The following is a 21,767-nucleotide window of genomic DNA, read 5'->3' as shown; positions in this document are numbered from 1 at the left end:
GCATAACTGCCGTCACAAAGTCAATGGTGACATTGCCGATTCCAAGAAAAAATTCCTATTATAACTTTACGTACCAGACTTCGAAGGATATGGGAATTGCCCGACGGGCCGGGGCCAGAAGTAGCTATTGATCTCGCTCATCTTCAGAAGAGTGTGGAGTGGCGGCAGGAACATCTAGGAGACCGTATCCCCCCTGATTGGCCAATTCTTCCGCCTCTAGTTGAGGCCTATATGCGAGAAGTGCTCGGACAATTTTCTGCGTTGCATCCATGTGCCGACGCGCCTCGTCAACGACCCTAAACAGGTGGAGGGCGATGTCGAGACAGTCGATTGTGAATTTGTCAATGGAATCGAGAAGTTCGGCTCCGGACTTCCCTTTAAGGTGGCCCCGTTCATGGTATTGAGCGACTTTGGATGGGCTGTGCTCATCAACAAAAATAACGTGAGCAATATCGTTCCGCTTCCCTGCGATTTTGTTTATGTCAGCCAGAAGTGACTGAGCGCGCTTAGCTAATTTGGGGTGCGAAGGATGCAGTTTAGCTTTGACCAATTCGCTGGTCATGTCGCGCTGTGAACGGTCAGAGGTGACGACAAAGAACGTTGCTTTCGCAGCGGCAAAATCCATCCCAGAAAGGCTTTGGTATAGCGCAAATACCGATTGCGAGAGGGTGTTCCACGATATCGTTGCCCTCCCTACCGAAACAGGCACCCGGAGTTCATAGTGGGCGATCAAGGTATCAATGCTAGGTGCAGGTTCTGACATGGCTGAAGCCCCAAAGACAAAGACTAGGAAAAGGGCGACGAGGTTTTGCGCCGCCTGATGAAGACGCCGCCGAAGCCGCATAAAGGAAAAGAAAGCCCGTCTCGCCACCCAACCAAAGACGCAGGCGTGACGATATACCAGATGCGCGGCCAGTAAAGCGATCTTAAAGAATGCAAGTCCACACTGCCGCCCAATGGATGTCAGGCGGCGGCGACGGATGAGTGGGTGGGTTCCTTTTTTTTAGCGCTTCATATTGCGACGGCGATTGCTATCGTCGTGCTAATGGGGAACTACCATTTCGTTGATCCCTCGCTTATGAATGACGTTGTGGCTGGTTCTCATTCTGATTCTCTGAACCTCGCCAGCCAAATTGGCAGGCTCGATGTTCTAACTCTATCGATTACGGTTCTGAGCATCTTAATCGCGGTTGCGACGATTCTTGGGTTTTGGTTCTATCGAGGCGTAGTAGACCAGAGAGCCACGGATGAGGTGCGGGAGCGCTTACCGATGGTCCTTGATGAATATGTGAAGCGTAATCCCCATCTATTCACCGAGGCGGTGCGAGTTAACGCTGAAATCTTACGTGGCGGGCTCGCAACTGATCCTCAAGGTGCTGACTTTGCCGATGATATCGCCAAAGCAATGGAAGGAGAACCAGAGGAAGGTCAATGACTACGCCAGGAGAGATAGTTCTGAATTTCACCGGCGAAGCTCCGGTGAACATCGAAGGTATGGTTGAAGCGCTTGGGGTAGAGCTTGAGCGCAAGGCCGAATTGCATCCTGAGATAGCGGGACAGATCGAACTCCTGGACGATGGAAGATTCAAGATTTCCATCAACAAAAATGACCATTATTTCCGCCGCAGATTCACTACGGCGCACGAGCTGGCGCACTTTCTTCTGCATCGAAATTTGATTGGACGCGGGTTGGACGATACCAAGGCCTACCGCAGTCTAAACATCGGCAATTTCTATAATCAAAGCGTCACCTCGCAGCATGAGGTAGAGGCCAACCGGCTTGCTTCTCGCCTGTTGATGCCGAAGCCCCTTGTGCAGCGTTATCATGCTGCCATGGGAGGTGACCGAAAGGATTTGGCAAAAAAATTCCAAGTCTCCCCGGAGGCAATGGGCTATCGCCTGCAGGCTCTTGGATTAGCCTAAATCTTTTTGCTTTTTAATCTCCCACAGAAGCCTTCTCGCCTTCTGCTTAAGCGTGATCGGCTTCACCATCCGCCGATAAGTAAGGCGCTTGTCGCGGGCCATACGAAGCAAATCTTCGGCGCGTTCTGCATCTGAGATTTTCAGGGCGGTGCGTCGATTGTAGCGGAAATCGAACTCGGCAAGGTAGCGGCGCAGATGAGCTTCGCCGCAATGCTGATACACGCCAACCATGCCGCGCTTGAACACTGAGAACACATTCTCAATCGTGTTGGTGTGGACCTCGCCGCGAGCATATTCTTTGGCAGAGTGCCTCACCGTGTCGTGCTTGCCAAACTCTTTGACCAGTGATCGGATAGAGGTTGCTTTCATCGGTGTCGAGCGTCGAGGCGCGATCGGCAGTCGTGACCAGTACTTCGCGAACGCTATCGCGGGTGGCGTGCTGGACGTGAACGGTGCGGGTTCTGCCGCCACGCTCGACAAGGCCGAAGATGGCGTTCTTCATCGGCTTCTTGCGCTTCAAGTAGGGCTGGCCCCTACGAGCAGGGGAAACGTAGCCGTCTTCACGTCGACCCCAATAGGTTTCGTCGGCTTCGATGGTTTTGCCTTCGCCGCCAAGCGGGCCAGATGAGGCAATGTCTTCCTTCATGCCCTAGCGAATGCGGTGGGCCATCAACCAAGCGGTCTTGTAGGTGACTATATCAGAGCATCACGAGCAGCCGACGTCGGGTGGCCACTCTTGCCCCACCGATATGATCCACGCCACCTGGATCGGAACCGGCGTTCGCGCGTTTGCAATTTTGCCAATGGGAGCAAAGCCATGAATGTCGCCAATCTGCAACTCGAAGGCCTGCTGATGGCCGTCGCATCGATCAATCAGGTCCTTGTCCGCAAGGGCGTGCTCTCGGTCGAGGAGATAGACATCGCCTTGCGCAAGGCCGAAGCCAGCGAGACCAGCGAGGAGCGCTCCGAAGGCATGTCGGCGTCGAGCCGCGATGCCGTCAACTTCCCGATCCGGCTGCTGGAACTGGCCAATCAGTGCCAGCCGGAGGCGGACATGCCGTCGTTCTCGAAACTGGCGCGCATGGTCGGCCGGATGAAGGAACCCTACAACGACCAGATGTGACATCGCGATCGCCTCCCCGCCCGGTATCGGAACGCCGCTTGCCAGCCGAAGTGCGATCAGCTGCCCGATACTGGTTTCCAGGTCAGCACGCGGCCCGGCCCATGCACGGCGGCAAACAGCAGCCCGGCCAGGAAAGTAAAATGATCGACGAAGAAGCCGAACTCGGCCTGGTTGCCGGCCCAGTGCGACGGGCCGTGGAAGGCAAAGGCGAGGAACAGCACATAGGCGGCGGCGACGAGCGCGGCCGGTGTGAAGAAAGCGCCGGTCAGGAAGCACAGCACCAGCACCACTTCGAGCACGGCCGCGCACCAGGCGAGAAACAACGGGAACGGAAATCCGGCGGCGGCGATGTAGCCCGCGGTGGCGCCCATATCCATGAACTTGAAGGCCACCGCCATCAGGAAGACAGCCGCGAAGATCAGGCGGCCAATGAGGATTGCGGCGGTCTGCCATGGCGTTTGAAGGACTTCGGACAGCATGTCTCTCTCCCAGCTGTTGCGACGGTTTCGACCCAAGGACGATCGGTCGGCCGCAAGTCCGACATCGGCCGAAGCTTTCCATGCCCTGTCTCCTCATGAATAAACCGTCCGGCTGCGATCGTCGCAGCGCCGCTGCTGTTTTTGCGTTCACCACCAGGATCCCAGCGACGGCCTTGACCGACGGGAGTTCCTCGCCTAGTGAATAGACAGACCTGTCTCACTGCTTGGGGCGCAAACCATGATCTCATCATCGCCGCTCGGCTCCGACAAGCGCAGGCACGTCGTCGAAACCGCTTATGCACTGTTCAAGCGCGACGGCTTCCATGCCACCGGCATCGACCGGATCATCGCCGAGGCGGAGGTCGCCAAGATGACGATGTATCGTCACTTCCCCAGCAAGGACGATCTGATCGTCCAGGTGCTCGACTATCGCGCCCGGCGTTTCGACCGTCAGCTCGATCGCCTTGCGGAAGAAGCCGTCACGCCCGAGCAGAAGATCACGACCATCTTCGACTGGTACGAGCGTTGGTTTCGCAGCGCCGATTTCCACGGCTGCCTGTTCGCGCATGCGCTGGCAGAGTTTGGCAACCCAGAGCACCCGGTGTTCAAGGCCGTCGCCGGGCAGAAGAACGGCCTCAGGCGCAGGATGCAGTCCATACTCGAGGACATCATGCCGCCCGACCGGGCCGCAAGCACGGCGGCGGCTCTGCTGATGCTCATCGAGGGGGCAACTCTCATGGCTGAGATGGGACAGGCCGACACAGCCATTTGCGATGCCCGCAAGGCTGCATTCAGCATCATCGCTGCTCCCAGCGCCATGACCGCGCCATGAGCGCGACGGTCATCGGGCTGGCACTGCTTGCTGCAATCCTGCATGCAAGCTGGAACGCCTTTCTGCGAACAGGAGCCGACAGGCTGTGGACCGTCACCGTGATGAGCTTTTCGAGCACGGTGGTCGCCATTCCGTTGGCGATCTCTAGCGCGTTTCCGGCACCCCATGCCTGGCCCTATGTCGTGCTCTCAGCCTGCCTGCAGGTCGGCTACACCATGTTTCTGGTGGCTGCCTACAGGAATGGCGAACTGGGCCAGGTCTATCCGATCGTCCGCGGCAGCGTGCCGCTGCTGGTCACGCTTGGCGGATTTCTCCTGGCCAACCAGCATCTCGCCATACCGCAAATCCTCGGCGTCGGGCTCGTCGCCGGCGGCATCATGAGCCTTGCCTTGGGAAAGGGACGGACAGACATCACATCGATCCTCCATTCGCTGGCGGCGGGTGCGATCATCGCCGCCTATGCGACAGTCGATGCGATCGGCGTTCGTCAGGCGGGAAGCGCCACTGCCTATACCGCATGGGTTCTGCTGATCTACGGTGCCCTGCTGCCGGCAGCCTTCATTGCCTTCCGTGGCCGGCTCGTCGTCGATGTTCGCTCTGCCGAAACGCTTAAGGCGCTCGGCGGCGGCGTGTTCGCGCTGCTGGCCTACGGCCTCGTGGTCGCCGCTTTCGCGCTCGGGCCGGCCGGCCCGATCACGGCGATGCGGGAGACCAGCGTCATCTTCGCGGCGTTGATCGGTTGGCTGTTTCTCGGCGAGGTGCTGACGCCCCGGCGCATCGCCGCCTGCGCCATCGTCGCACTCGGCGCCATCTGCCTCGGCTATCAGCCGTGAGACTCCGGCGGGGCGCGAAGCGGCCTACTCGGCTGCCGCCTCCGGATGGCTGATCGGTGCCCGCACCGTCCCGTACTGGCTGCCCCAGCGGTCGGTCATGTCGCAGCGTATGTCCCACAGCTCCGGGAAGAAGCGATGAAGGGCGCCGGCCTGCAGCAGTTCGACCGGCCGGCCCTTGAGCGATTTCGAGCCTAGCCCGATCGAACGGTGGATGAGGTAGAGATGATTGGCGCGGAATTTCTGGAACAGCTCGTCGAATTCGATCAGCGCCTCGGCGACGACATAGCTGTCGCCGTGATCATACCTGATATCGTAGACATCCTCGACCGAGAGCCCGCGACCATCGAGATAGGACGCCTTGAAGGCCCGCCACAGGTCCGGCGGCATGCGCAAGAGCAGCTTGAAGCCCGGCGATTCCTGGCCGCTGCCATTGCCGAGCTGCAGGCGAATCTCCTGGTATTCCTTGGGCGACATGGTTTCGAGCAGGTCGAGCTGCGCCGTCATCATGCGCATCAGCCGATGCACGCGCCCCATCAGCGTAACGACGCGATGCGTGTTCTGCTGTTCGAGGAAGTCGACGACATCGACCAGCGTGTAGGTGATGAGCTTCATCCACAGCTCCTCGACCTGATGGACGATCTGAAACTGCAGCTCGTCGGCATTCACCATCTCGGCCAGCGGCTTCTGGCAGGCGAGAAGCTTGTCGCACCTGAGGTAGACGCCGTAGTCGCGCATCTCGGGCGCTTCGATGCGGGCATAATAGTCCGGCTTGTGCATGGCAGCTGCTCCTTTGCCCGGCCCGTCGGGGGCATCCGAGCCTGAAGAATAAGCGCTTTTGGCTTGAACATTGTTCCATTCTGTTATTCAAATAGCGAGAATTGAAGGACGAAATCCCATTCATGGAGCCGTCTTGGAGAACGTTTGATGCTGGATGCCCTTGACCGGAAGATCGTCGCAGCGCTGGAACGCGACGCGCGTACCTCCTTCGCTGTGCTCGCCGACGAGGTCGGTTTAAGCAAGACGCCGTGCTGGAAGCGGGTCAAGGCGCTGGAGGACGCCGGCATCATCCGCGGCTACTCGACACGGATCGACCCGGCAAAACTCGGCTTCGGCATCGAAGCCTTCATCCAGGTGTCGATCGATTTCGAGCTTTCCGAAGCCTTCGAGGCCGCCGTCCGGGCGCATCCGCTGATCCGGCGCTGCCACGCCACGACAGGCGAGGCCGACTATCTCCTGCAGATCGTGACGGTCGACATGATGGCGCTGGACAGGATGCTGCGCGTCGAGCTCAGCCGCCTGCCCGGCGTGCGCCGGACGATCACCTCGATGGCCATGCGCGAGATCAAGGGCGACATTTCTTTCGCCAATGCCGTTGGGCATACGCAGCAGAAACGATAGGCGCTCGGCAGCGGCCGGGTTCGTCCGATTGAATCCAGTCAACGGGATGGTTCAGGCTGCGGTTTTGTCGGCCTTTTCTATCCCCGATGCCAGGCTCGGGCTTTTCTATCCCCGATGCCAGGCTCGGGCTTTTCTATCCCCGATGCCGGGCTTGGGGCTGGATCGACATCCGGCTCCTTCTGCTGTTCGGCGTCAGCTTTCCGCTTCGGGCAGTCTTCGTAGCCGTGGTCGCGCCCGCCGCAATAAGCGCAGCATTTTGCAGGGATATCGGGACGAAACATCCTCATGCATTGAAATGCACGTGGCGCCGGTCTGGTTGCGTCGCACCGTTGCTTTTCGCTTACATTAGGGATTTGGCGCTGAATCCGAGGCTTAAGGCGTGTAGCCCAGCGCGGCCAAGGCAGACAGCCCTGCAACCAGGCCAATTGCGATAACAATGCCGAAATGCCGTTCCAGGAATTTGCGCCCCTGCCAGTCGTATCGCATAGCTGAAACTCCGCCGCGTAATCTGGGGCAATGTGTTCAGGCGTCAAGGCCGGGGACCTTGACAGGCGGTAGACAGGCAGCCGCCATTGTTCATATCGTGGTTCATATCGGAACGTGGAACGACACCTCATGGCCGAGCATTCTTCATCGGCGGGAGAAAACCACTCCCAGTCCGCTGCGGCATCCGACCCCCGCCTGGCCTTTGTTTATGCGGAAGCGGTGCGGGGTCTCCTGCATCAGCAGAACGTGGTGGAGAGCCTCAATACGCGAGCGGGCAATCTGATCTTTGCAACCGCGTTCGTGAGTTCTCTCCTCGGCGGCAGGGCTCTCCTGGACGGACTGGGGCTGTGGGACTGGCTGGCGCTGGCGTTGCTTTTCCTGATCGGGCTGCTGGTCGTGATCATGTTATGGCCCTACTACGCCTCCGCTTCGATCCAGAGCAGCTGCTCCAGGACTTTGTCGATAAAGACCCTTCCGGCACCATGGATGTGATGCACCGCGCGCTTGCGCTGCGCATAAAAACCGACATGGCCAGCAATTGGCGGATCATTCAGCGCTTGCGCATGTCGCTACAGCTTGCCTTGTTTCTATTGTTGCTGGAACTTCTGGCGTGGCTGTTGGCGATAACACGACTCTAGGCTCAGGGCACATTGTCCAGCATGGTAAAGACTGCTTTGAGACAAGATACGCGACAATCTACCGTCCTAAAGCTGAGCTTCGATAGCCACCTTGTCTATAACCGACCATGCTTGTACAATTTTTTTGTCACGAAATTCGTAGATAACATTCTCGGCAAAGGAAACTCTCCTCCCGTTTACAGGAAGGCCAAGGAACATTTCTTTCGGCGTACAGTTGAACGCTAGCCGGCTCGCTATATAGGGCGGATCGGAAATCAGCATCTGAACGTTGAAATGAAGGTCCGGAATTTCAGCAAAGTCTCCCTCCAGCATTTCGAGATAACCTGATAACCCCAGCCGCCGGCCATTGTGGATCACCTCATCATGAACGAATTGTCCCAGCTTCGGCCAGTCCTGCTTATTCAGGCAGGCAATGTAGTGTCGGTAGACGTCGCAGAGGTCGGTTTTAATCACGGCGATTGCTCCTATCTTCTACAAGGCCCTGCTGAAAAGGGCGTGTCTCGTGCTCAAGCAGATGACGGCATGAAGCGGCTTCATACGCGGATGAGAAAGTGTTAGACAGCGTTCACTTCCTCTACTCCCGCTTCGTCTAATGGTAGGACAGCGCCCTTTGAAGGCGTGAATCGTGGTTCGAGCCCATGAGCGGGAACCAGCAGCTCCCCAGCCGGGCAACCGATCGGTCTTGACCCGATCACTGCTGCATCGCGCAGCAATGCCCCGGGGGACAGGTGTGCCCGCCTTTCCGAATGGTAAGGATGGTCGGCCGGACCAGGGCACCCTATATCGACCGGATGTGACGGAGGACGACATGGCCGACGACAAATCCAAGAGCAAGCAGGACCGCAAACCGGCCTCCGGCGAGGAGCCTTACGACGTTGCGGCTTTTGCAAGTAAATACGGCATACCGCCGAGCGAGGCCGCGACCATCATCAAGCGGTACGGGCCTTCGAGAAAGAAACTCGATGCGCATATGGCGAGCCGCAACGCCTGATCCGCATCCGGCGGCGTCGACCCGGACCATCACCGCGGCCGGATCATCATCGCGGCCGGATCATCATCGCGGCCGGATCCATCACTACGACTTGACCATACCGCGTGTTTCCGGCCTGTCGGCGCTATCGGCCGGATTCAACGCCAGGTTCCAGGAACGCAATAACTCTTTTACTTTGACGCGATACCACCTAGCGGGCAATCGTTGGGGGGTCGAATGTCGGACGGTGCATTGCGTTTTGAATGTGTCATGGAGCCAAACGGCAGATGGATGGTGTGGGACGTCAGGCTCGATCTGCCGGCCCAGTTTTCGGCGCTTGCGCTGATCGGCCTGTGTCACGATGAGGCCGTTTCGCTCTGCAGCCTCTTGAACGAGACAGGCTCCGAGACAGGCTCGAACGAGGCCCGGCAGAGCCGGGCCTCCTGATGATTGCGCCGACTGCCGGATGATTTCCCACCCGCTTGTAATGCTGCTTTGGCTGCGGATAGGGTTATTGGCACGGCGGGAAATGTCGCGCGCCTGCCCGCTCGCCATTTGCGCTAAAACCGGATCTTGGCTTGATAAACAAAGGTACTAAATCAGCTGACTAATCGGTTCACATTGGCGAACCGGCATGGCCAAAAAAGTCGAACTGGAACCATCCAGCATTCTGCGGTCTCTTCGGCGGAAGCCTATGAGGCGACCTATGGGGCGCGGACTTATAGCTGTTGCTCTTATATTAGCTTAAGAGCATATTTCGTCAGCCGGCGAACTGCCCAAGCCGGTTAGGCTCGGCGCCATTCCCCTCGATCCCTTGACGCCGAGCCGCGGGGATCGGCAGCGCTGGAGGCGAACCATGCCCATGTATCTCACGAAATTCAGCTATACGCCCGAGACCTGGGCGCGCCTGATCGAAAACCCCGAGGATAGACGCGAGGCAGCCCGCACCTACATCGAGTCGGTGGGCGGAAAGCTGCACGGGTTCTGGTACGCCTTCGGAGAGCACGATGGCTGGAATCTGTGGGAGGCGCCAGACAACGTTTCGATGGCATCTGTCATGCTTGCCATTGGTGCGGGAGGAGCGCTCAGCTCGTACGAGACCACCGTTCTCCTAAGCGTCGAGGAGACGATGCAAGCGCTTGGGAAGGCAAAGTCAATCCGCTATCGTGCGCCGGGAAAGCCCTGACCAACTCGCAGTGTCGACGCTGGAACTGTTCCGGACGTTCTCGCGGCTTTTAGGCTTTCTCACCTTCGACCGACGCGAATCCGATCTCGCGCGTGACGGATCGCTGGCCGTCCTGCAGCCTCGCACCCGGCGAGCGGATGCTATGCTCGCCGTCCAGCTGGCAAAGCCGCTTGCGCGCTCGCCCTTGCCACGATCGCTTGCAGCGGCTCCGGCCGGTGCAGCAGAAATCCCTGGCCGAAGGCAACGCCCATATCCCTGAGGATGTCGAGCGAATCCTGCTCTTCGATCTTCTCCGCCACCACGGAGCAGCCGAGGCTTCTGGCGATGCCGGATATGGCCGAGACGATTTCGCGGTCGAAGCGGCTCTCCGCAATATGCTCGATGAAGGAGCCGTCGATCTTGATGGCGTCGACGGGAAAGCGCCGGAGATATTCGAACGAACTCATGCCCGCCCCGAAATCGTCGAGGCTGACGCGGCAGCGTCGCTCGCGCGCCTTGCGGACGAACTGTTCGGCAGCAGTGAAATTGGTGACTGCAGCGGTTTCGGTGATCTCGAAGCCGATGCCGGAATGCGGCGCCCCGGTCTCATCGATGACGGCGTCGACGAAATCCCAAAGCTGCGGATCGCTCAGGGTCTGCGCTGACAGGTTGAAGCCGAGCGTGAGCGCCCCTGACTTGAGCGCCGGACCATGGAGCGAGAGCGCCGTCCTGATGATCCAGCGATCGAGCCGCGAGGCTATGCCGAACCGCTCCGCCGCCGGGATGAACTCGCCCGGCGGGATCAGCCGCCCGTTGCGCCCGGCGAGCCGCGCCAGGACCTCGACATGGCGGCTCTCTTGCAAAGGTGTTCCGAGCCGATGGATTTCCTGGCCGAACAGTTTCAGCCTTCCGTCTTCCATGGCATCGACGGTGTCGGCCGCCAGCCGCGCCGCATTGAGACCGCTGGAACCGGATGTTGTCTCAGGGGAGAACACCGCGAAGCGATTGCGCCCGGCGGCCTTGGCCGCATAGCAGGCGTCGTCGGCGCAGGCGAGCGCGTCGGCCACCGCGGTATTCTCATCGGCGACAAAGGCGATGCCGATGCTGGCCGCCAGTTTGCGCGACGCCGCCGTCGAGCCGAGGTCGGCATCGCGAACCGCCGCGAGAACGGCGCCGGCGAGACGCTCGGCTTGCGCTGCGTCGCAATCAGGCACCAGCAGCGCGAACTCGTCGCCGCCGAGGCGCGCGGCGTGCACCGACGGCGGCAGACAGCCCTGAATGCGCTTGGCGACGCTCTTCAGTGCAAGGTCGCCGGCGGCGTGGCCGGCGAAGTCGTTCAGAGCCTTGAAGTAGTCGAGATCGACGTAGAATATCGCGAGCGGGCGCGCCGTTGCGATATGCTCGGCCAGCAGCCGGTCGAATGCAGCGCGGTTCAGAAGGCCGGTCAGCGCGTCATGGTGGGCCGCATGGGCAAGTTCCTGCTCGCGTTGCTTCGCCTCGGTGATGTCGCGCACTGTGCCCAGGATCTGGCCTGACGACTGGGCGTCGGCGATGAACCGTATCAGCGATTCGACATGTCTGATTTCGCCGTCCCGCTTGATGATGCGGTATTGCACGGCGACGACCTTTTGGGTTTGCAGCGGCGCCAAGTGGGCCCGCTCGGCGTCGGCCCTGTCATCCGGATGCAGATAGCTGTGCCAGAGGTCTTGAGACACCTCGTCGGTTTCGGCGACAACCCCGAAGATTTCCCGCGTGCGCTCGTCCCAGTAGCTTTTGCGTGCGGCAAGATCGTGATGCCAGATGCCGGTGCCGCTGGCCGCCAATGCTAGGCGAAAGCGCACATTGACCTGTTCAAGCTCTGCTTCCGCTTGCTTCTGCTTGGTGATGTCGGTCTGGACGCCCATCAGTCTGACCGGCCGGCCTTCCGCGTCGCGCTCGACCACCCCGCCGCGATCGAGAACCCATACCCAGTGACCGGATTTGTGCTTCAGCCTGAGCTCGGTCTCGATGGAATCGGTCAGGCCGGCAATGTGGCGTTCGCCGCTGGCCACCGCGCGTTTGCGATCGTCGGGATGCGTCAGCTGCAGCCAAAGATCGCTCGCCTCGACAAGCTCACCCTCGCCATAGCCCAGCATGTGCGACCACATTGCCGAGTAGAAACAGTCGCCGGTCCTGAGATCCCAATCCCAGACGCCAAGATGCGCGCGTTCGAGCGCCAGCTCCCAGAACTCTCCGTTGCGATTCTTCTTGTCGGCCATGCCTGGACTTCGCCTGCCCCCGTCGCGGCCATTGTGCGGCAAAAGCAAAGAAGAAACCGTTACTGCGCAAGGAGCCGGCGAAGGGGCCCACAGGAGGCACGGCGGGCGGTTGCTTCTCCGATGACAGGCACGTTGACCCCGGCCGGTCTGAAGTCATCCGACCTAGCGCCTATGCGATCTCCCCGCGAGCTGTCGCTTTCGACCTGCGCAGACCAGATCCAGCCTGGCTCAGGCCTGTTGGCTCACGCCTTGGCCTTGAAGCGCGCCGCCTCCTCCGAACCGCTTGTGGCGTCGCCTGCGCTATAGGAATGCGCGCCGGCGCCGGCCAGCTTGCCGCCATCGACGATCAGGTATTCCTCCCGGATCGGCCGGCCTTCGAACCAGCACTCCAGGATTTCGCGGGTGCCGGCGGCGTAGCGCGCCTGGGCCGAGAGCGAAGATCCTGAAATATGCGGCGTCATGCCGTGATGCGGCATCGAACGCCAGGGATGGTCCTTGGGGGCCGGCTGCGGGAACCACACATCGCCGGCATAGCCGGCGAGCTGGCCGCTCTCCAGCGCACGGGCGACGGCGTCGCGATTGCAGATCTTGCCGCGCGCCGTGTTCACCAGATAGGCGCCCCGTTTCATCCTGGCGATCATCGCCTCGTCGAACAGGTTCTCCGTCTCCGGATGCAGAGGTGCATTGATCGTCACCACATCGCAGATGCCGACCATGGACGCGGCGTCTGGGTGGAAGTTGACGCCAAGGTGTTTCTCGACTGCCTCGGGCAGGCGGTGGCGGTCGGTGTAATGCAATTTGACGTCGAACGGCTGCAGCCGGTGCAGCACCGCGCTACCGATCCGGCCGGCGCCGACGGTTCCGATCTGCATCCCCTCGACATCGTAGGAGCGCGCGACACAGTCGGCGATATTCCAGCCGCCGTCGATGACCCACTGGTAGGAGGGGATGTAGTTTCGCACCAGCGCCAGGATCATCATCACCACATGCTCGGACACGCTGATCGAGTTACAGTAGGTCACCTCGGCGACGGTGATGCCGCGGTCCATCGCGGCCTGCAGATCGACATGGTCGGACCCGATGCCGGCGGTGATCGCAAGCTTAAGTTGGTCTGCCTTTGCGATCCGTTCGTTGGTCAGATAGGCCGGCCAGAACGGCTGCGAGATGACGATTTCGGCGTCACCGAGTTCGCGTTCGAAAACGCTGTCGGGACCGTCCTTGTCCGAGGTCACGACCAGACTGTGCCCGGCGCTTTCGAGAAATGGCCGCAGGCCGAGCTCGCCCGACACGCTGCCGAGCAGAACCCCCGGTTCGAAGTCGATGGCCTTCGGCGTGGGAAGCGTCTGGCCGCCGGGATAGCGGTCGAGCTTCGGCAGCCCATCCCGTGCATAATTTGACGGATAACCGTCAACCGGATCGTCATAGAGGACGCAAACGACCTTTGCCATTTTGATCTCCCTTCGTCTGATAACGAGGAAGACGCTCGATTGTTAAGGCTGCCCGCCAAAACCGAACGGGCGGCCACTCTGGTTTGTCGGAGGCCAGCAACTCCGGGCGCTTCCTCGGAAAGCTGCGCGCTATTGCGAATTAAATGGAGGAGCCGGACGTAGCTTCAAGGCCAGCGGCAGGCAACGCCGGACCTTGAGCGTATGGACGACGACGGTCGGCCATCGCAGCCACAGCCGCGAGGGCGCCAGCACAAAACCTCACTTCTTCCCTTGCGGGTAGATCGTTTCGCCGCGCTTCAGCATCTCGACGAACACCGCGATCTTCTTCTTGCGCCCAGCCTCGGTCTTCATGTTGTGGATGCGGAAGGCGAGCGCGAACCGGTTCTGCGCGCTGAGCGTCGCCAGCATCGCCTTCGCCTTGGGTTCGGCATCGATGGCCGCCTGCAAATCCCCGGGGATTTTCATGTCCTTGCCGCTTCCGTAAGCGCGCGCCCAGCGGCCGTCGGCCTTCGCTGCCTCGACCTGTTTCAGCCCGTGCTCGGTCATCCGACCTTCCTCGATCAGCCGGGCGACGTTGTCGACGTTGATCTGGCTCCAGGTGCTCTTCCTGCCGCGCGGCGTGTAGCGCTGCAAATAGCTCTTGTCGTCGAGCCCCTTGCGCACGGCGTCTATCCAACCCCAGCACAGCACGACGTTGATGGCCTCCTTGGGCGTGATCGAAGGCAGCCCCGAATCGACCTTGTGTATCTTGATCCAGACTTCTGTCTCGGTGTCGTGGTGCTTGCCGAACCAGGTGTAGAAGCTTTCGGCATCGCTGAATTCGCGCACTTTTTCAGGGTCGACCTTGACCGGCGGCATTAACCGGCCTGCCTTTGTGTGCCGGTGACACCCCGCGCTCGCTCATCGGATGTCTCAGCCATAGTTCCTCCCTCTGCGCCGCCGCATCCGTCTGGATGAAGCAACAGCGGAGAAGCGTCAACAGGTGGATGTAGCTGCCAGTCCGCCCCCTCTGTCCCGCGGCGCCATGGCGGTTCTTCCTATCGTGATGTAACAGTCTTCTTGCAGAACCGGCCCATGATAGGCACGGCGGGCTTCAACTTGGGGATGTTGCCATGCGAGCGATGCTGTTCGGCCTGATGTTGCTGGCGCCCACCGTGGCCCTGGCGGAACCGATAGAAACCCAGAAGATCATCACCGCGCTGACCGGCGACTTCAATGGCGACGGCGCCGTCGACCTGGCGATGATCGTCGAGACCCAGCCAAGCGAACCGATGGACATGCATTTCTTTCTCAGGGATCGCGAACACAACTTTTTGCGTCCTGCCGGCATCGTGCGTGACCAGATTTTCGGCGAGTGGAACGGTTACGACCGCTCCGGCTACGAGGCCTCCGACACCGAGCCGGAGCTGACCGCACTGCCCAACGGCTCGATCAAACTGTATCTGCCGGCGATGCCGGTGGGCAGCAAACGGACCAACCAGACGCTGACGCTCGCTTACCGCGACGGCGCCTTTATCGTCGCCGGCTTTGCCTATGATTATCATGACTATCTTGAAGACAATGTCGCAAGCGACTGCGATTACAGTGTTTTGACCGGCAAGGGCAAAAGCAGCAAGATGCAGCCCGATGGCACCACAAAGCAGAAGACCGTGGCGGTGGGAGGCAAGGTCATTGCCTTTTCTGAGTGGAACCCTGGAACAGGCTTCAGCGCCTGCGGCGAGTGAGGGCAGCGCCCCCGCATCAGAAAGATCTGACCGGTACGGACTGCTTCACTGCAGCTGCGGTTTCTTGAGAAAACTGTTGCGGTCGGCCGACTTGACGCGCAGCCAGGTTTCGCGGCCGTCGCGCACCACCCGTAACGGGATCTCGGCGCCCGCCGGGTTCTGCCACAGCTTGCGGTAGAAATCGGCGAGCCCGTCGACTTCGCCGTCGCGGACGTCTGAGATGATGTCGCCCTGGCGCAAGCCGGCTTCGGCGGCGGGGCTGCCTTCGGCGACGCTCATCACCACGACCTCGCCATTGCTTTCGGCGGAGAAGGCGCCGAGCCATGGGCGCGGTGGCTTGGCAACCTGGCCGCGTGTCAGGAGATCGTCGAGAATGGGCGGCAGAAGGTCGATCGGCACCACCATGTTGATGTCGGCGATCTCGCCGGCGCGGCTCATCTGCAGGCGCAGCGAACCGATGCCAAGCAGCCTGCCGTCCTGCCCGATGAGTGCCGCACCTCCCCATGACGGATGGGCCGGCGCGGTGAAGATCGCCTCGTCCAGGAGATACTCCCAATAGCCGGCGAATTCCTGTTTGGTGACGATGTGCGCCCTGACCGCCTGGCCGATACCGTCGGCGAGCACCACGGGGTCGCCGGCCATCGCCCTGGCCGCATCGCCGAAAGCCACCGCGGGCAGGCCGAGCGGGGCCAGCGCCTGCACCAGGCCGAAGCCCGATTCCTGGTCATAGGCGAGCGCGTGGGCGGGAACCACGCGCCCTTTATGGTCGGTCAGCCAGACTTCTTCCGCCTCGGTGATGAGATAGCCGATGGTGAGCACCAGCCCGTTATCGCGAATGACGACGCCGCTGCCTTCCCGGCTCGTGCCCAGCGCATTGGCGGTGAAGGCGTCGTCGGGGATCGAGGCCCGCACCGCCACGATGGACCGCAAAATCGTATCGATGGTCATGCTCTCAATCCCGGCAAGCGATGCGTGGGCCGGCAAGGCCCGATATCCCTATAGGTATGGCGCACGTGACGAGGCGCAAGGGCATCGATTAGCCCTTCCCCCTCGGGGCCTATTGGGGAGAAGGGGCGCGCGGCATCGGCAATAGTTCAACATAAGTTGAACTTCCTGGCGACCGCACTACCTGTATCTATGTGTAGACGAACCTGCCCTATCCACCCTCCCGCTCTCATCACGCAAGCTGATCCTCCCCAAGACGCTCCCCGCTCACAACACAAGGCCTCCCAAGATGAACCAATATACACCGCCAAAAGTCTGGACCTGGAACAAGGAAAATGGCGGCGTCTTCGCCAGCATCAACCGGCCGATCGCAGGCCCGACGCATGACAAGGAGCTGCCGGTCGGCAAGCATCCGCTGCAGCTTTATTCGCAAGCGACACCGAACGGCGTCAAGGTGACGATCATGCTGGAGGAGCTCTTGGCGCTCGGCCACAAAGGTGCCGAATATGACGCCTGGCTGATCAGGATCAACGACGGCGACCAGTTCGGCAGCGGCTTCGTCGAGGTCAACCCCAACTCCAAGATCCCGGCGCTGATGGACCGCAGCGGGCCAAAGCCGATCCGCGTCTTCGAATCCGGCTCGATCCTGGTGCATCTGGCCGAAAAATTCGGCGAATTCCTGCCGATCGAGCAGCCGGCGCGCGCAGAAACCCTGTCTTGGCTGTTCTGGCAGATGGGCTCGGCCCCCTATCTCGGCGGCGGCTTCGGCCATTTCTATGCTTATGCGCCGGAAAAGATCGAATATGCCATCGACCGCTTCGCCATGGAGACCAAGCGCCAGATGGACGTGCTCGACCGGCGGCTGGCGGTAAGCGAGTATCTCGGCGGCGATGCCTACACGATTGCCGACATGGCCGTGTGGCCCTGGTATGGCGGGCTGGCCAAGGGCCGCATGTACAACGACGCCGGCGATTTCCTGGCAGTGGACGAGTACAAGAACGTGCAGCGCTGGGCCGAAGCAATCGACGCACGGCCGGCGGTGCAGCGCGGCCGCATGGTCAACCGGGCCTTCGGCGAGCCGGCGATGCAGCTGCACGAGCGCCACGACGCCAGCGATTTCGACACCAAGACGCAGGACAAGCTGGCGGCCGAATGAGCGGCTTTGGCCAGACGCGTGGGGCCGGAGACGTCCGGCGCCGCGCTCCTCGACCACTGTAACAGCAGTCATCCTAGGGCGAAGCGAACGCGAAGCGGGAGCGCAGACCTAGGGATCCATACCGTTACGATGACCGAGAAGGGCAGCGATCGCCCTCAAGCCTGTCGTATTGCACAAGCCGCAGGCAGGCTTCCGTGCTGCCCAACACCAGACATATGTATCCGCAAACATATACTGGCTGGCTAAAGTAACGGAACGTCCAATGCACATTCCCAGAACCGAACAAGTCCGCTTTCAAAAGGCTTAGACCATCTTATCTATTTCGGTCACATCATGATCTAGGCACATCGATATTCTGCGGCGCGTGACCTGAATCTCGACACGTCGTAAAACCGATACCGTCTCGACGGTCCAGTACTCGCGGGTCGCGCATTACCTGTGTGTCTTTCGCCCGGCTCTGTAGATCAGCTGGACGACGAACAAAAAATATCCAACCTGCGAAACGATCAAGGTAAGGACCGTCCAGCCCAGCGCCTTCCAGATTGAACCCGTTGCCAAAAAAGTCGAGAGCGCCACGACGAATGACGCGGTGGTCATTCCCACCAGGAACTGTGGAAAATTCATCGCTTTCCAAGGCCGTCCCGGAGCTTCTAACAGCCGCGACGGCCACCCTTGCCCATTTACCCCGGACCAACGTTTTCACCCTTTCAATGGTTGCGCAAGGGGCAATTGGATCAGAAGTGTGCACATGCTTAATGCATCCTCTGGTTGAGGTGCTTCCTGGCTCGTGCTGTTCCATTCAAAAAGAGCTGACCTATTGCGGAAAGGCACGATGGAAATTTGTTGCGCGCCGGGTGCACTGGGCGCAACGTGGGCCCTGCGGACTGCCACAAAACAAGAATATCAGTCCAGGGGAGAATGGGGCCAAGGGGGAGGATGACATGGCGCTCAAGGTAATCGGCGCGGGATTTTGGACGCACGGGCACATGGTCGACCTTTGCCGCGCTGAACAGGCTCGGCTTCCCCTGCTATCACAGCCATCTCGACTTCTGGCGCAAGGTGGCGAACAGCAAGCCCGGCACACCGCAAGACTGGGACCGGGTGTTCGCCAACTACACGGCGACGGTCGACAATCCCGGCTGCTGCGTATGGCGGGAATTGCTGGCCATCGGGCTGTCGTTCGCCGGGGTGGTGGCGGTGCTGGGCGGGCTTTTGGTGGCTGGGATAGCGGCCAGGAGATAACGCCGGGCAATCGCTTCAGACAAAAATGGCTCCAACCGGGTGTTGGGATGACCACTGTCGATAACGGCGCCGCCCCTCATTGCCCTGCCGGGCATTTCTCCCCGTGTAGTGACGGGGAGAAAGGCACCTTGGCCAAGGATTTCGCCAGTCTCCAGCGTTGCAGAAAACGTGCCGAGGTTGCGGCCAGCCCTTCTCCTCGTCATTATGTGCGGAGAAGATGGCGGCAGGCAGATGAGGGGCAGCACAAAGCTGAAGCGATGCCCTGAGGTAAAACCCACCAGCGCTGGACAGCCGCGCTCAACTCATGGAACCAGTTGCAGGAGCGCCGCGCGGCGCCGGAGTTTTCCGGCGCTTCTCTGGCCGCAACACTGCCGCTCAGGCCGACATGGCCAATGGCCTTGCGCTCTTGTTGGGGATCTGGATGTCGATCTCCAGCGTCGACATCGTCTCGCCGCGATCCATCGAGACCTGCAGGTAATCCTGGTCGATCTGCACATGCTTGGCGATGACGGCCATGATCTCCTCGCGCAGCACCGAGACGAGATCGGGCTGGCTGCGGTTGCGGCGCTCATAGGCGAGCAGCACCTGCAGCCGCTCGCGCGCCACCGGCGCGCTGCCGCGCCGCTTGAAGAGGTCTAACAGGTTCATGCTGCCCTCCTTCCAAAAAGCCGATCGAGAAAGCCCTTGCGCTCGAACGGCACGACAACCGGCAACTCCTCGCCCTCGAGCCGTTTGGCCGCCTCGATATAGGCGCGGGCGGCGGAATTCGTCGGATCGCTGAGCGTCACCGGCGAACCGAGGTTGGAGGCCTTGAGCACGTCCTGGCTTTCGGGAATGATGCCCAGCAGCGGCGTCGACAGGATTTCCAGAACGTCGTCGATCGAGAGCATTTCGCCGCGAGCCGCGCGGGCCGCATCATACCGCGTCACCAGCACGTGCTTGGCGATCTGCTCGCCCCGCTCGGCCTTGACGGTCCTGGCGTCGAGCAGGCCGATGATGCGATCGGAATCGCGCACCGAGCTGACTTCCGGGTTGGTGACGATGACCGCCTCGTCGGCAAAGCGCATGGCAAGCTGCGCGCCGCGCTCAATGCCGGCCGGACTGTCGCAGAAGACGTAGTCGAACACCGAGCTTAGCTTTTCGATCACCTCGCCGACGCCCTCCTCGGTCAGCGCATCCTTGTCGCGCGTCTGCGAGGCCGGCAGCAGGAACAGCGTGTCGACCCGCTTGTCGCGGATCAGCGCCTGCGAGAGCTTGGCCGTTCCCTGGATGACGTTGACCAGGTCGAACACCACCCGCCGCTCGGCGCCCATGATCAGATCGAGATTTCTTAAGCCGACGTCGAAGTCGACCAGGGCCACCTTTTTGCCGGTTCGCGCGACGGCGGCGCCAAGGGCGGCCGTCGAGGTCGTCTTGCCGACGCCCCCCTTGCCCGAGGTGACCACCACTACCTTGCCCATATATGCCTCCATTATTGTTGTTGGTATTGTTAAGCGTCTGATTTAGGGGATCCGCTTAAGTGCTTGACTCAATGCCATTATAAAAACATTTCGCACCTTTGGCCGGCATGCTTAGCTGAACGGCGCGATACGCAGCGTGTCTTTTTCGAGAAACGCCTGCACCGCTTTTCCACGCAAGGACGGCTCCATCTCCTCGGCGGTGCAATACCAGCCGTCGACCGACAGCAGCTCGGCCTCGTTCTTGCGGCAGAAGATGCGCGCCGCCGAATGGCCGAGCACACCGGCCGACGCCCGCCCGCGCAGCGTGCCGTAGACATGGATGGAGCCGGCGGCGACGATCTCGGAACCGGAGGCGACGGAGCCCAGCACGATGACATCGCCATGCGCGTGGAAGACCGACTGTCCCGAGCGGATCGGCGTCTTGACCATCAGCGTGGCCGGCGCTTCCGGCTGCCTGTCTTCTGGCTTGCCCTGTTCCGCCTTGCCTTCTTCCGCCCTGCCCGTCTCTTGCGGCCTGCCCTTGCTGTCGGCCTGCATCAGCAGCCCGGCGGTGGCCTCCTTCGCGCCGATCAGCACGGGCGGCAGATTGGCCTCGAGCGCCGTGCTGCCGTCGAGCTCGATGGCGTAGATGCGGATGCCGCGCAGACCAAGCTCGGCGACCAGCGCTTCGATCCGGCCGACCTCAGGCTTTAACGTGTTGAGGTTAAGCACCACCGGCCGGCCGGCGAAATAGCCGGGCGAGTTGCCGATCCAGCGATCGAGGCTCTCCAGCCACTCGGAAAGCGGGGCCTCCGGCGTCAGCGTGAAGGCGACGAAGGAGCGGGCGCGAAAACGAATGGATTTGGTCTCAACGGGGGCGGCGAAGGTCACGGACAGCGATTCCTTACTGATAGGTAAACGCTAGCCAGCCATGGTTAACGAAAGGTTAACGGACGGGTATTCGCGACACCAGGAAAGCCATTTACTGACAGGCCCGGCGGTGTCAGCAACCGAGCAGGCAGCGCTGGAAATTGCCTGCCCTTCTCGACACCTTGCTGGCTAAATGCCCTTCGCTGCGTCCTCGATCAGTTCCGCTAGCAAGGTAGAGAACCGCTCGTCAGTCCTATCCCCTATGTTTCCCACTTCTCTTGCCACCATCCCGGGCGAAGAGACCGACACTTGCCCACTCAGCTGAACGTTGACCGTGAACGTCCTTCCGACTTCCTCCTTCTCGCTGCCTCGCTTCCTGTAGACTTTGAACCGGAGAGATGGTGTTGACGCTTTGGCTTGGCGGCGTGGCGCGGTGTCCATCTCGACAGTCACCTCGCCCGCCACGTCAGCCTTGGCCGCTTCCAACGACGCAACCACGACGTCGTTTAGCCAGGCCCTGGCTTGCGCGCCGAAGTCCACCCCCTCGGTCTTCTCATTGCCGACCTTCCCCTCCTGCTCACGGCGAGCTTCCTTCCCGCGATCAAGGGCTTCTTTGAACTTGGACATAATAGTTTGCCTCCGATTATGAGCGCATGAGACCAGCCGTCGCTATGCTCCTCTTAATGGGTAGAACGCGCACAATCGGCGTCCGTTGCGTAAGTGGGGCCCGTGGTTCGCCGCTGCGCACGGCAGTGTCCATCTAGCGCGGTCGATCGCCGGGGTGGCGGCGGTTGATCGCGGCGCTGTGGTGGCAGCTTGGCTAGCGTGTCAGCAGCCG

At 60.9% G+C, this 21,767-nt stretch carries 26 protein-coding genes, 1 tRNA gene and 1 pseudogene; 15 read left to right on the top strand and 13 right to left on the bottom strand.

What is annotated here, in order from left to right; translation table 11 throughout:
- Positions 1–124: 124 nt before the first annotated feature.
- Positions 125–763 (bottom strand): hypothetical protein, encoded by a 639-nt coding sequence (locus EN807_RS15240; protein WP_135935509.1) that lies wholly within the window; start codon positions 761–763, stop codon positions 125–127.
- Positions 764–988: 225 nt separating this feature from the next.
- Between EN807_RS15240 and EN807_RS15235 the strand changes: the two genes are divergently transcribed.
- On the top strand, positions 989–1,435 hold the full coding sequence (locus EN807_RS15235; protein ID WP_135935508.1) for a hypothetical protein: 447 nt from the start codon (positions 989–991) through the stop codon (positions 1,433–1,435).
- Positions 1,432–1,923, top strand: coding sequence for an ImmA/IrrE family metallo-endopeptidase (locus EN807_RS15230; protein WP_135935507.1), 492 nt, complete (start codon positions 1,432–1,434; stop codon positions 1,921–1,923). Before EN807_RS15235 ends, EN807_RS15230 begins: the two co-directional genes overlap by 4 nt.
- Before the next feature lie 46 nt (positions 1,924–1,969).
- Here the strand turns inward: EN807_RS15230 and EN807_RS15225 are convergent.
- Positions 1,970–2,617, bottom strand: a pseudogene (locus tag EN807_RS15225) (IS1595 family transposase); the annotation flags it as partial.
- A gap of 123 nt (positions 2,618–2,740) precedes the next feature.
- Here EN807_RS15225 and EN807_RS15220 point away from each other — a divergent pair.
- A complete protein-coding gene (locus EN807_RS15220; RefSeq protein ID WP_135935506.1) occupies positions 2,741–3,046 on the top strand; it encodes a hypothetical protein in 306 nt (101 codons plus the stop codon).
- A gap of 56 nt (positions 3,047–3,102) precedes the next feature.
- Here EN807_RS15220 and EN807_RS15215 read toward each other — a convergent pair whose 3' ends face one another.
- Positions 3,103–3,525 (bottom strand): DoxX family protein, encoded by a 423-nt coding sequence (locus tag EN807_RS15215; RefSeq protein WP_135935505.1) that lies wholly within the window; start codon positions 3,523–3,525, stop codon positions 3,103–3,105.
- 241 nt (positions 3,526–3,766) lie between these two features.
- Here EN807_RS15215 and EN807_RS15210 point away from each other — a divergent pair, with 241 nt between their 5' ends.
- Both EN807_RS15210 and EN807_RS15205 read left to right on the top strand, forming a co-directional pair.
- On the top strand, positions 3,767–4,357 hold the full coding sequence (locus EN807_RS15210; RefSeq protein ID WP_135935893.1) for a TetR/AcrR family transcriptional regulator: 591 nt from the start codon (positions 3,767–3,769) through the stop codon (positions 4,355–4,357).
- Positions 4,354–5,190: a DMT family transporter gene (locus tag EN807_RS15205; RefSeq protein ID WP_135935504.1), complete on the top strand. Its 837-nt coding sequence runs from the start codon at positions 4,354–4,356 to the stop codon at positions 5,188–5,190. Before EN807_RS15210 ends, EN807_RS15205 begins: the two co-directional genes overlap by 4 nt.
- A 24-nt stretch (positions 5,191–5,214) precedes the next feature.
- On the opposite strand, the gene EN807_RS15200 is transcribed toward EN807_RS15205, so the two are convergent.
- Positions 5,215–5,967, bottom strand: a complete 753-nt coding sequence (locus EN807_RS15200) for a tryptophan 2,3-dioxygenase family protein (protein WP_135935503.1) — start codon at positions 5,965–5,967, stop codon at positions 5,215–5,217.
- 147 nt (positions 5,968–6,114) lie between these two features.
- Between EN807_RS15200 and EN807_RS15195 the strand changes: the two genes are divergently transcribed.
- From EN807_RS15195 to EN807_RS36560, 3 genes are all read left to right on the top strand, one after another.
- Positions 6,115–6,588, top strand: a complete 474-nt coding sequence (locus EN807_RS15195) for an Lrp/AsnC family transcriptional regulator (RefSeq protein WP_135935502.1) — start codon at positions 6,115–6,117, stop codon at positions 6,586–6,588.
- 615 nt (positions 6,589–7,203) lie between these two features.
- Positions 7,204–7,566 carry a hypothetical protein gene (locus tag EN807_RS15190; protein ID WP_246684110.1) on the top strand — a complete coding sequence of 121 codons (363 nt, stop codon included), beginning with the start codon at positions 7,204–7,206 and terminating at the stop codon, positions 7,564–7,566.
- Positions 7,557–7,712 (top strand): hypothetical protein, encoded by a 156-nt coding sequence (locus EN807_RS36560; protein ID WP_246684109.1) that lies wholly within the window; start codon positions 7,557–7,559, stop codon positions 7,710–7,712. The genes EN807_RS15190 and EN807_RS36560 overlap by 10 nt, the downstream gene beginning before the upstream one ends.
- Before the next feature lie 66 nt (positions 7,713–7,778).
- On the opposite strand, the gene EN807_RS15185 is transcribed toward EN807_RS36560, so the two are convergent.
- Positions 7,779–8,165 carry an ester cyclase gene (locus EN807_RS15185; RefSeq protein WP_135935501.1) on the bottom strand — a complete coding sequence of 129 codons (387 nt, stop codon included), beginning with the start codon at positions 8,163–8,165 and terminating at the stop codon, positions 7,779–7,781.
- A 125-nt stretch (positions 8,166–8,290) separates the two neighbouring features.
- Between EN807_RS15185 and EN807_RS15180 the strand changes: the two genes are divergently transcribed.
- The 4 genes from EN807_RS15180 to EN807_RS15165 all read left to right on the top strand — a co-directional run bounded on the left by EN807_RS15180 (position 8,291) and on the right by EN807_RS15165 (position 9,868).
- Positions 8,291–8,364: transfer RNA gene (locus tag EN807_RS15180), tRNA-Gln, on the top strand.
- 156 nt (positions 8,365–8,520) lie between these two features.
- Positions 8,521–8,703: a DUF3606 domain-containing protein gene (locus EN807_RS15175; RefSeq protein WP_135935500.1), complete on the top strand. Its 183-nt coding sequence runs from the start codon at positions 8,521–8,523 to the stop codon at positions 8,701–8,703.
- A 216-nt stretch (positions 8,704–8,919) separates the two neighbouring features.
- Positions 8,920–9,129, top strand: coding sequence for a hypothetical protein (locus tag EN807_RS15170; protein ID WP_135935499.1), 210 nt, complete (start codon positions 8,920–8,922; stop codon positions 9,127–9,129).
- A gap of 409 nt (positions 9,130–9,538) precedes the next feature.
- The gene (locus tag EN807_RS15165; RefSeq protein WP_135935498.1) at positions 9,539–9,868 is read left to right on the top strand and encodes a GYD domain-containing protein; all 330 of its coding nucleotides are present in this window, start codon (positions 9,539–9,541) and stop codon (positions 9,866–9,868) included.
- A gap of 140 nt (positions 9,869–10,008) precedes the next feature.
- Here EN807_RS15165 and EN807_RS15160 read toward each other — a convergent pair whose 3' ends face one another.
- The 3 genes from EN807_RS15160 to EN807_RS15150 form a co-directional block, all read right to left on the bottom strand.
- Positions 10,009–12,105 carry an EAL domain-containing protein gene (locus EN807_RS15160; protein WP_135935497.1) on the bottom strand — a complete coding sequence of 699 codons (2,097 nt, stop codon included), beginning with the start codon at positions 12,103–12,105 and terminating at the stop codon, positions 10,009–10,011.
- Positions 12,106–12,347: 242 nt separating this feature from the next.
- On the bottom strand, positions 12,348–13,553 hold the full coding sequence (locus EN807_RS15155; protein WP_189522420.1) for an NAD-dependent formate dehydrogenase: 1,206 nt from the start codon (positions 13,551–13,553) through the stop codon (positions 12,348–12,350).
- Between the two features lie 258 nt (positions 13,554–13,811).
- The gene (locus EN807_RS15150; protein WP_135935495.1) at positions 13,812–14,411 is read right to left on the bottom strand and encodes a YdeI/OmpD-associated family protein; all 600 of its coding nucleotides are present in this window, start codon (positions 14,409–14,411) and stop codon (positions 13,812–13,814) included.
- Positions 14,412–14,674: 263 nt separating this feature from the next.
- On the opposite strand from EN807_RS15150, the gene EN807_RS15145 reads away from it, so the two are divergent.
- Entirely contained in the window at positions 14,675–15,277 is a 603-nt protein-coding gene (locus EN807_RS15145; RefSeq protein WP_246684108.1) for a hypothetical protein, read from the top strand.
- 45 nt (positions 15,278–15,322) lie between these two features.
- Here the strand turns inward: EN807_RS15145 and EN807_RS15140 are convergent, their stop codons facing one another.
- A complete protein-coding gene (locus EN807_RS15140) occupies positions 15,323–16,225 on the bottom strand; it encodes a S1C family serine protease (RefSeq protein WP_135935493.1) in 903 nt (300 codons plus the stop codon).
- 286 nt (positions 16,226–16,511) lie between these two features.
- Here EN807_RS15140 and yghU point away from each other — a divergent pair, with 286 nt between their 5' ends.
- Both yghU and EN807_RS15125 read left to right on the top strand, forming a co-directional pair.
- A complete protein-coding gene (gene yghU / locus EN807_RS15135) occupies positions 16,512–17,378 on the top strand; it encodes a glutathione-dependent disulfide-bond oxidoreductase (RefSeq protein ID WP_135935492.1) in 867 nt (288 codons plus the stop codon).
- A 1,005-nt stretch (positions 17,379–18,383) separates the two neighbouring features.
- Positions 18,384–18,620 carry a sulfotransferase gene (locus EN807_RS15125; protein WP_246684158.1) on the top strand — a complete coding sequence of 79 codons (237 nt, stop codon included), beginning with the start codon at positions 18,384–18,386 and terminating at the stop codon, positions 18,618–18,620.
- Positions 18,621–18,995: 375 nt separating this feature from the next.
- Here EN807_RS15125 and minE read toward each other — a convergent pair whose 3' ends face one another.
- The 4 genes from minE to EN807_RS15100 form a co-directional block, all read right to left on the bottom strand.
- The gene (gene minE / locus EN807_RS15115; RefSeq protein WP_135935491.1) at positions 18,996–19,268 is read right to left on the bottom strand and encodes a cell division topological specificity factor MinE; all 273 of its coding nucleotides are present in this window, start codon (positions 19,266–19,268) and stop codon (positions 18,996–18,998) included.
- Entirely contained in the window at positions 19,265–20,080 is an 816-nt protein-coding gene (gene minD, locus EN807_RS15110) for a septum site-determining protein MinD (RefSeq protein WP_135935490.1), read from the bottom strand. The genes minE and minD overlap by 4 nt, the downstream gene beginning before the upstream one ends.
- Before the next feature lie 111 nt (positions 20,081–20,191).
- On the bottom strand, positions 20,192–20,950 hold the full coding sequence (gene minC, locus EN807_RS15105) for a septum site-determining protein MinC (protein ID WP_127316128.1): 759 nt from the start codon (positions 20,948–20,950) through the stop codon (positions 20,192–20,194).
- A 168-nt stretch (positions 20,951–21,118) separates the two neighbouring features.
- Positions 21,119–21,556, bottom strand: a complete 438-nt coding sequence (locus EN807_RS15100; protein WP_135935489.1) for a hypothetical protein — start codon at positions 21,554–21,556, stop codon at positions 21,119–21,121.
- Positions 21,557–21,767 lie beyond the last annotated feature (211 nt).

The sequence above is a fragment of the Mesorhizobium sp. M5C.F.Ca.ET.164.01.1.1 genome (assembly GCF_004792125.1).
Classification (GTDB): Bacteria; Pseudomonadota; Alphaproteobacteria; order Rhizobiales; family Rhizobiaceae; genus Mesorhizobium; species Mesorhizobium wenxiniae.
Note: the sequence above shows the minus strand (reverse complement) of the source record. Positions and strands in the feature narration are given on the sequence as shown.

What these genes read in the sequence shown, in the direction of transcription:
- EN807_RS15230 (WP_135935507.1), top strand. Translation starts at nt 1,432, where the DNA reads ATGACTACGCCAGGAGAGATAGTTCTGAATTTCACCGGCGAAGCTCCG.
- EN807_RS15190 (WP_246684110.1), top strand. Translation starts at nt 7,204, where the DNA reads ATGGCCGAGCATTCTTCATCGGCGGGAGAAAACCACTCCCAGTCCGCT.
- EN807_RS15220 (WP_135935506.1), top strand. Translation starts at nt 2,741, where the DNA reads ATGAATGTCGCCAATCTGCAACTCGAAGGCCTGCTGATGGCCGTCGCA.
- EN807_RS15160 (WP_135935497.1), bottom strand. Translation starts at nt 12,105, where the DNA reads ATGGCCGACAAGAAGAATCGCAACGGAGAGTTCTGGGAGCTGGCGCTC.
- EN807_RS15215 (WP_135935505.1), bottom strand. Translation starts at nt 3,525, where the DNA reads ATGCTGTCCGAAGTCCTTCAAACGCCATGGCAGACCGCCGCAATCCTC.
- EN807_RS15205 (WP_135935504.1), top strand. Translation starts at nt 4,354, where the DNA reads ATGAGCGCGACGGTCATCGGGCTGGCACTGCTTGCTGCAATCCTGCAT.
- EN807_RS15175 (WP_135935500.1), top strand. Translation starts at nt 8,521, where the DNA reads ATGGCCGACGACAAATCCAAGAGCAAGCAGGACCGCAAACCGGCCTCC.
- EN807_RS15200 (WP_135935503.1), bottom strand. Translation starts at nt 5,967, where the DNA reads ATGCACAAGCCGGACTATTATGCCCGCATCGAAGCGCCCGAGATGCGC.
- EN807_RS15100 (WP_135935489.1), bottom strand. Translation starts at nt 21,556, where the DNA reads ATGTCCAAGTTCAAAGAAGCCCTTGATCGCGGGAAGGAAGCTCGCCGT.
- EN807_RS15150 (WP_135935495.1), bottom strand. Translation starts at nt 14,411, where the DNA reads ATGCCGCCGGTCAAGGTCGACCCTGAAAAAGTGCGCGAATTCAGCGAT.
- minE (WP_135935491.1), bottom strand. Translation starts at nt 19,268, where the DNA reads ATGAACCTGTTAGACCTCTTCAAGCGGCGCGGCAGCGCGCCGGTGGCG.
- EN807_RS15170 (WP_135935499.1), top strand. Translation starts at nt 8,920, where the DNA reads ATGTCGGACGGTGCATTGCGTTTTGAATGTGTCATGGAGCCAAACGGC.
- EN807_RS15165 (WP_135935498.1), top strand. Translation starts at nt 9,539, where the DNA reads ATGCCCATGTATCTCACGAAATTCAGCTATACGCCCGAGACCTGGGCG.
- EN807_RS15195 (WP_135935502.1), top strand. Translation starts at nt 6,115, where the DNA reads ATGCTGGATGCCCTTGACCGGAAGATCGTCGCAGCGCTGGAACGCGAC.
- minD (WP_135935490.1), bottom strand. Translation starts at nt 20,080, where the DNA reads ATGGGCAAGGTAGTGGTGGTCACCTCGGGCAAGGGGGGCGTCGGCAAG.
- yghU (WP_135935492.1), top strand. Translation starts at nt 16,512, where the DNA reads ATGAACCAATATACACCGCCAAAAGTCTGGACCTGGAACAAGGAAAAT.
- EN807_RS15155 (WP_189522420.1), bottom strand. Translation starts at nt 13,553, where the DNA reads ATGGCAAAGGTCGTTTGCGTCCTCTATGACGATCCGGTTGACGGTTAT.
- EN807_RS15140 (WP_135935493.1), bottom strand. Translation starts at nt 16,225, where the DNA reads ATGACCATCGATACGATTTTGCGGTCCATCGTGGCGGTGCGGGCCTCG.
- EN807_RS15145 (WP_246684108.1), top strand. Translation starts at nt 14,675, where the DNA reads ATGCTGTTCGGCCTGATGTTGCTGGCGCCCACCGTGGCCCTGGCGGAA.
- EN807_RS36560 (WP_246684109.1), top strand. Translation starts at nt 7,557, where the DNA reads ATGGATGTGATGCACCGCGCGCTTGCGCTGCGCATAAAAACCGACATG.
- EN807_RS15240 (WP_135935509.1), bottom strand. Translation starts at nt 763, where the DNA reads ATGTCAGAACCTGCACCTAGCATTGATACCTTGATCGCCCACTATGAA.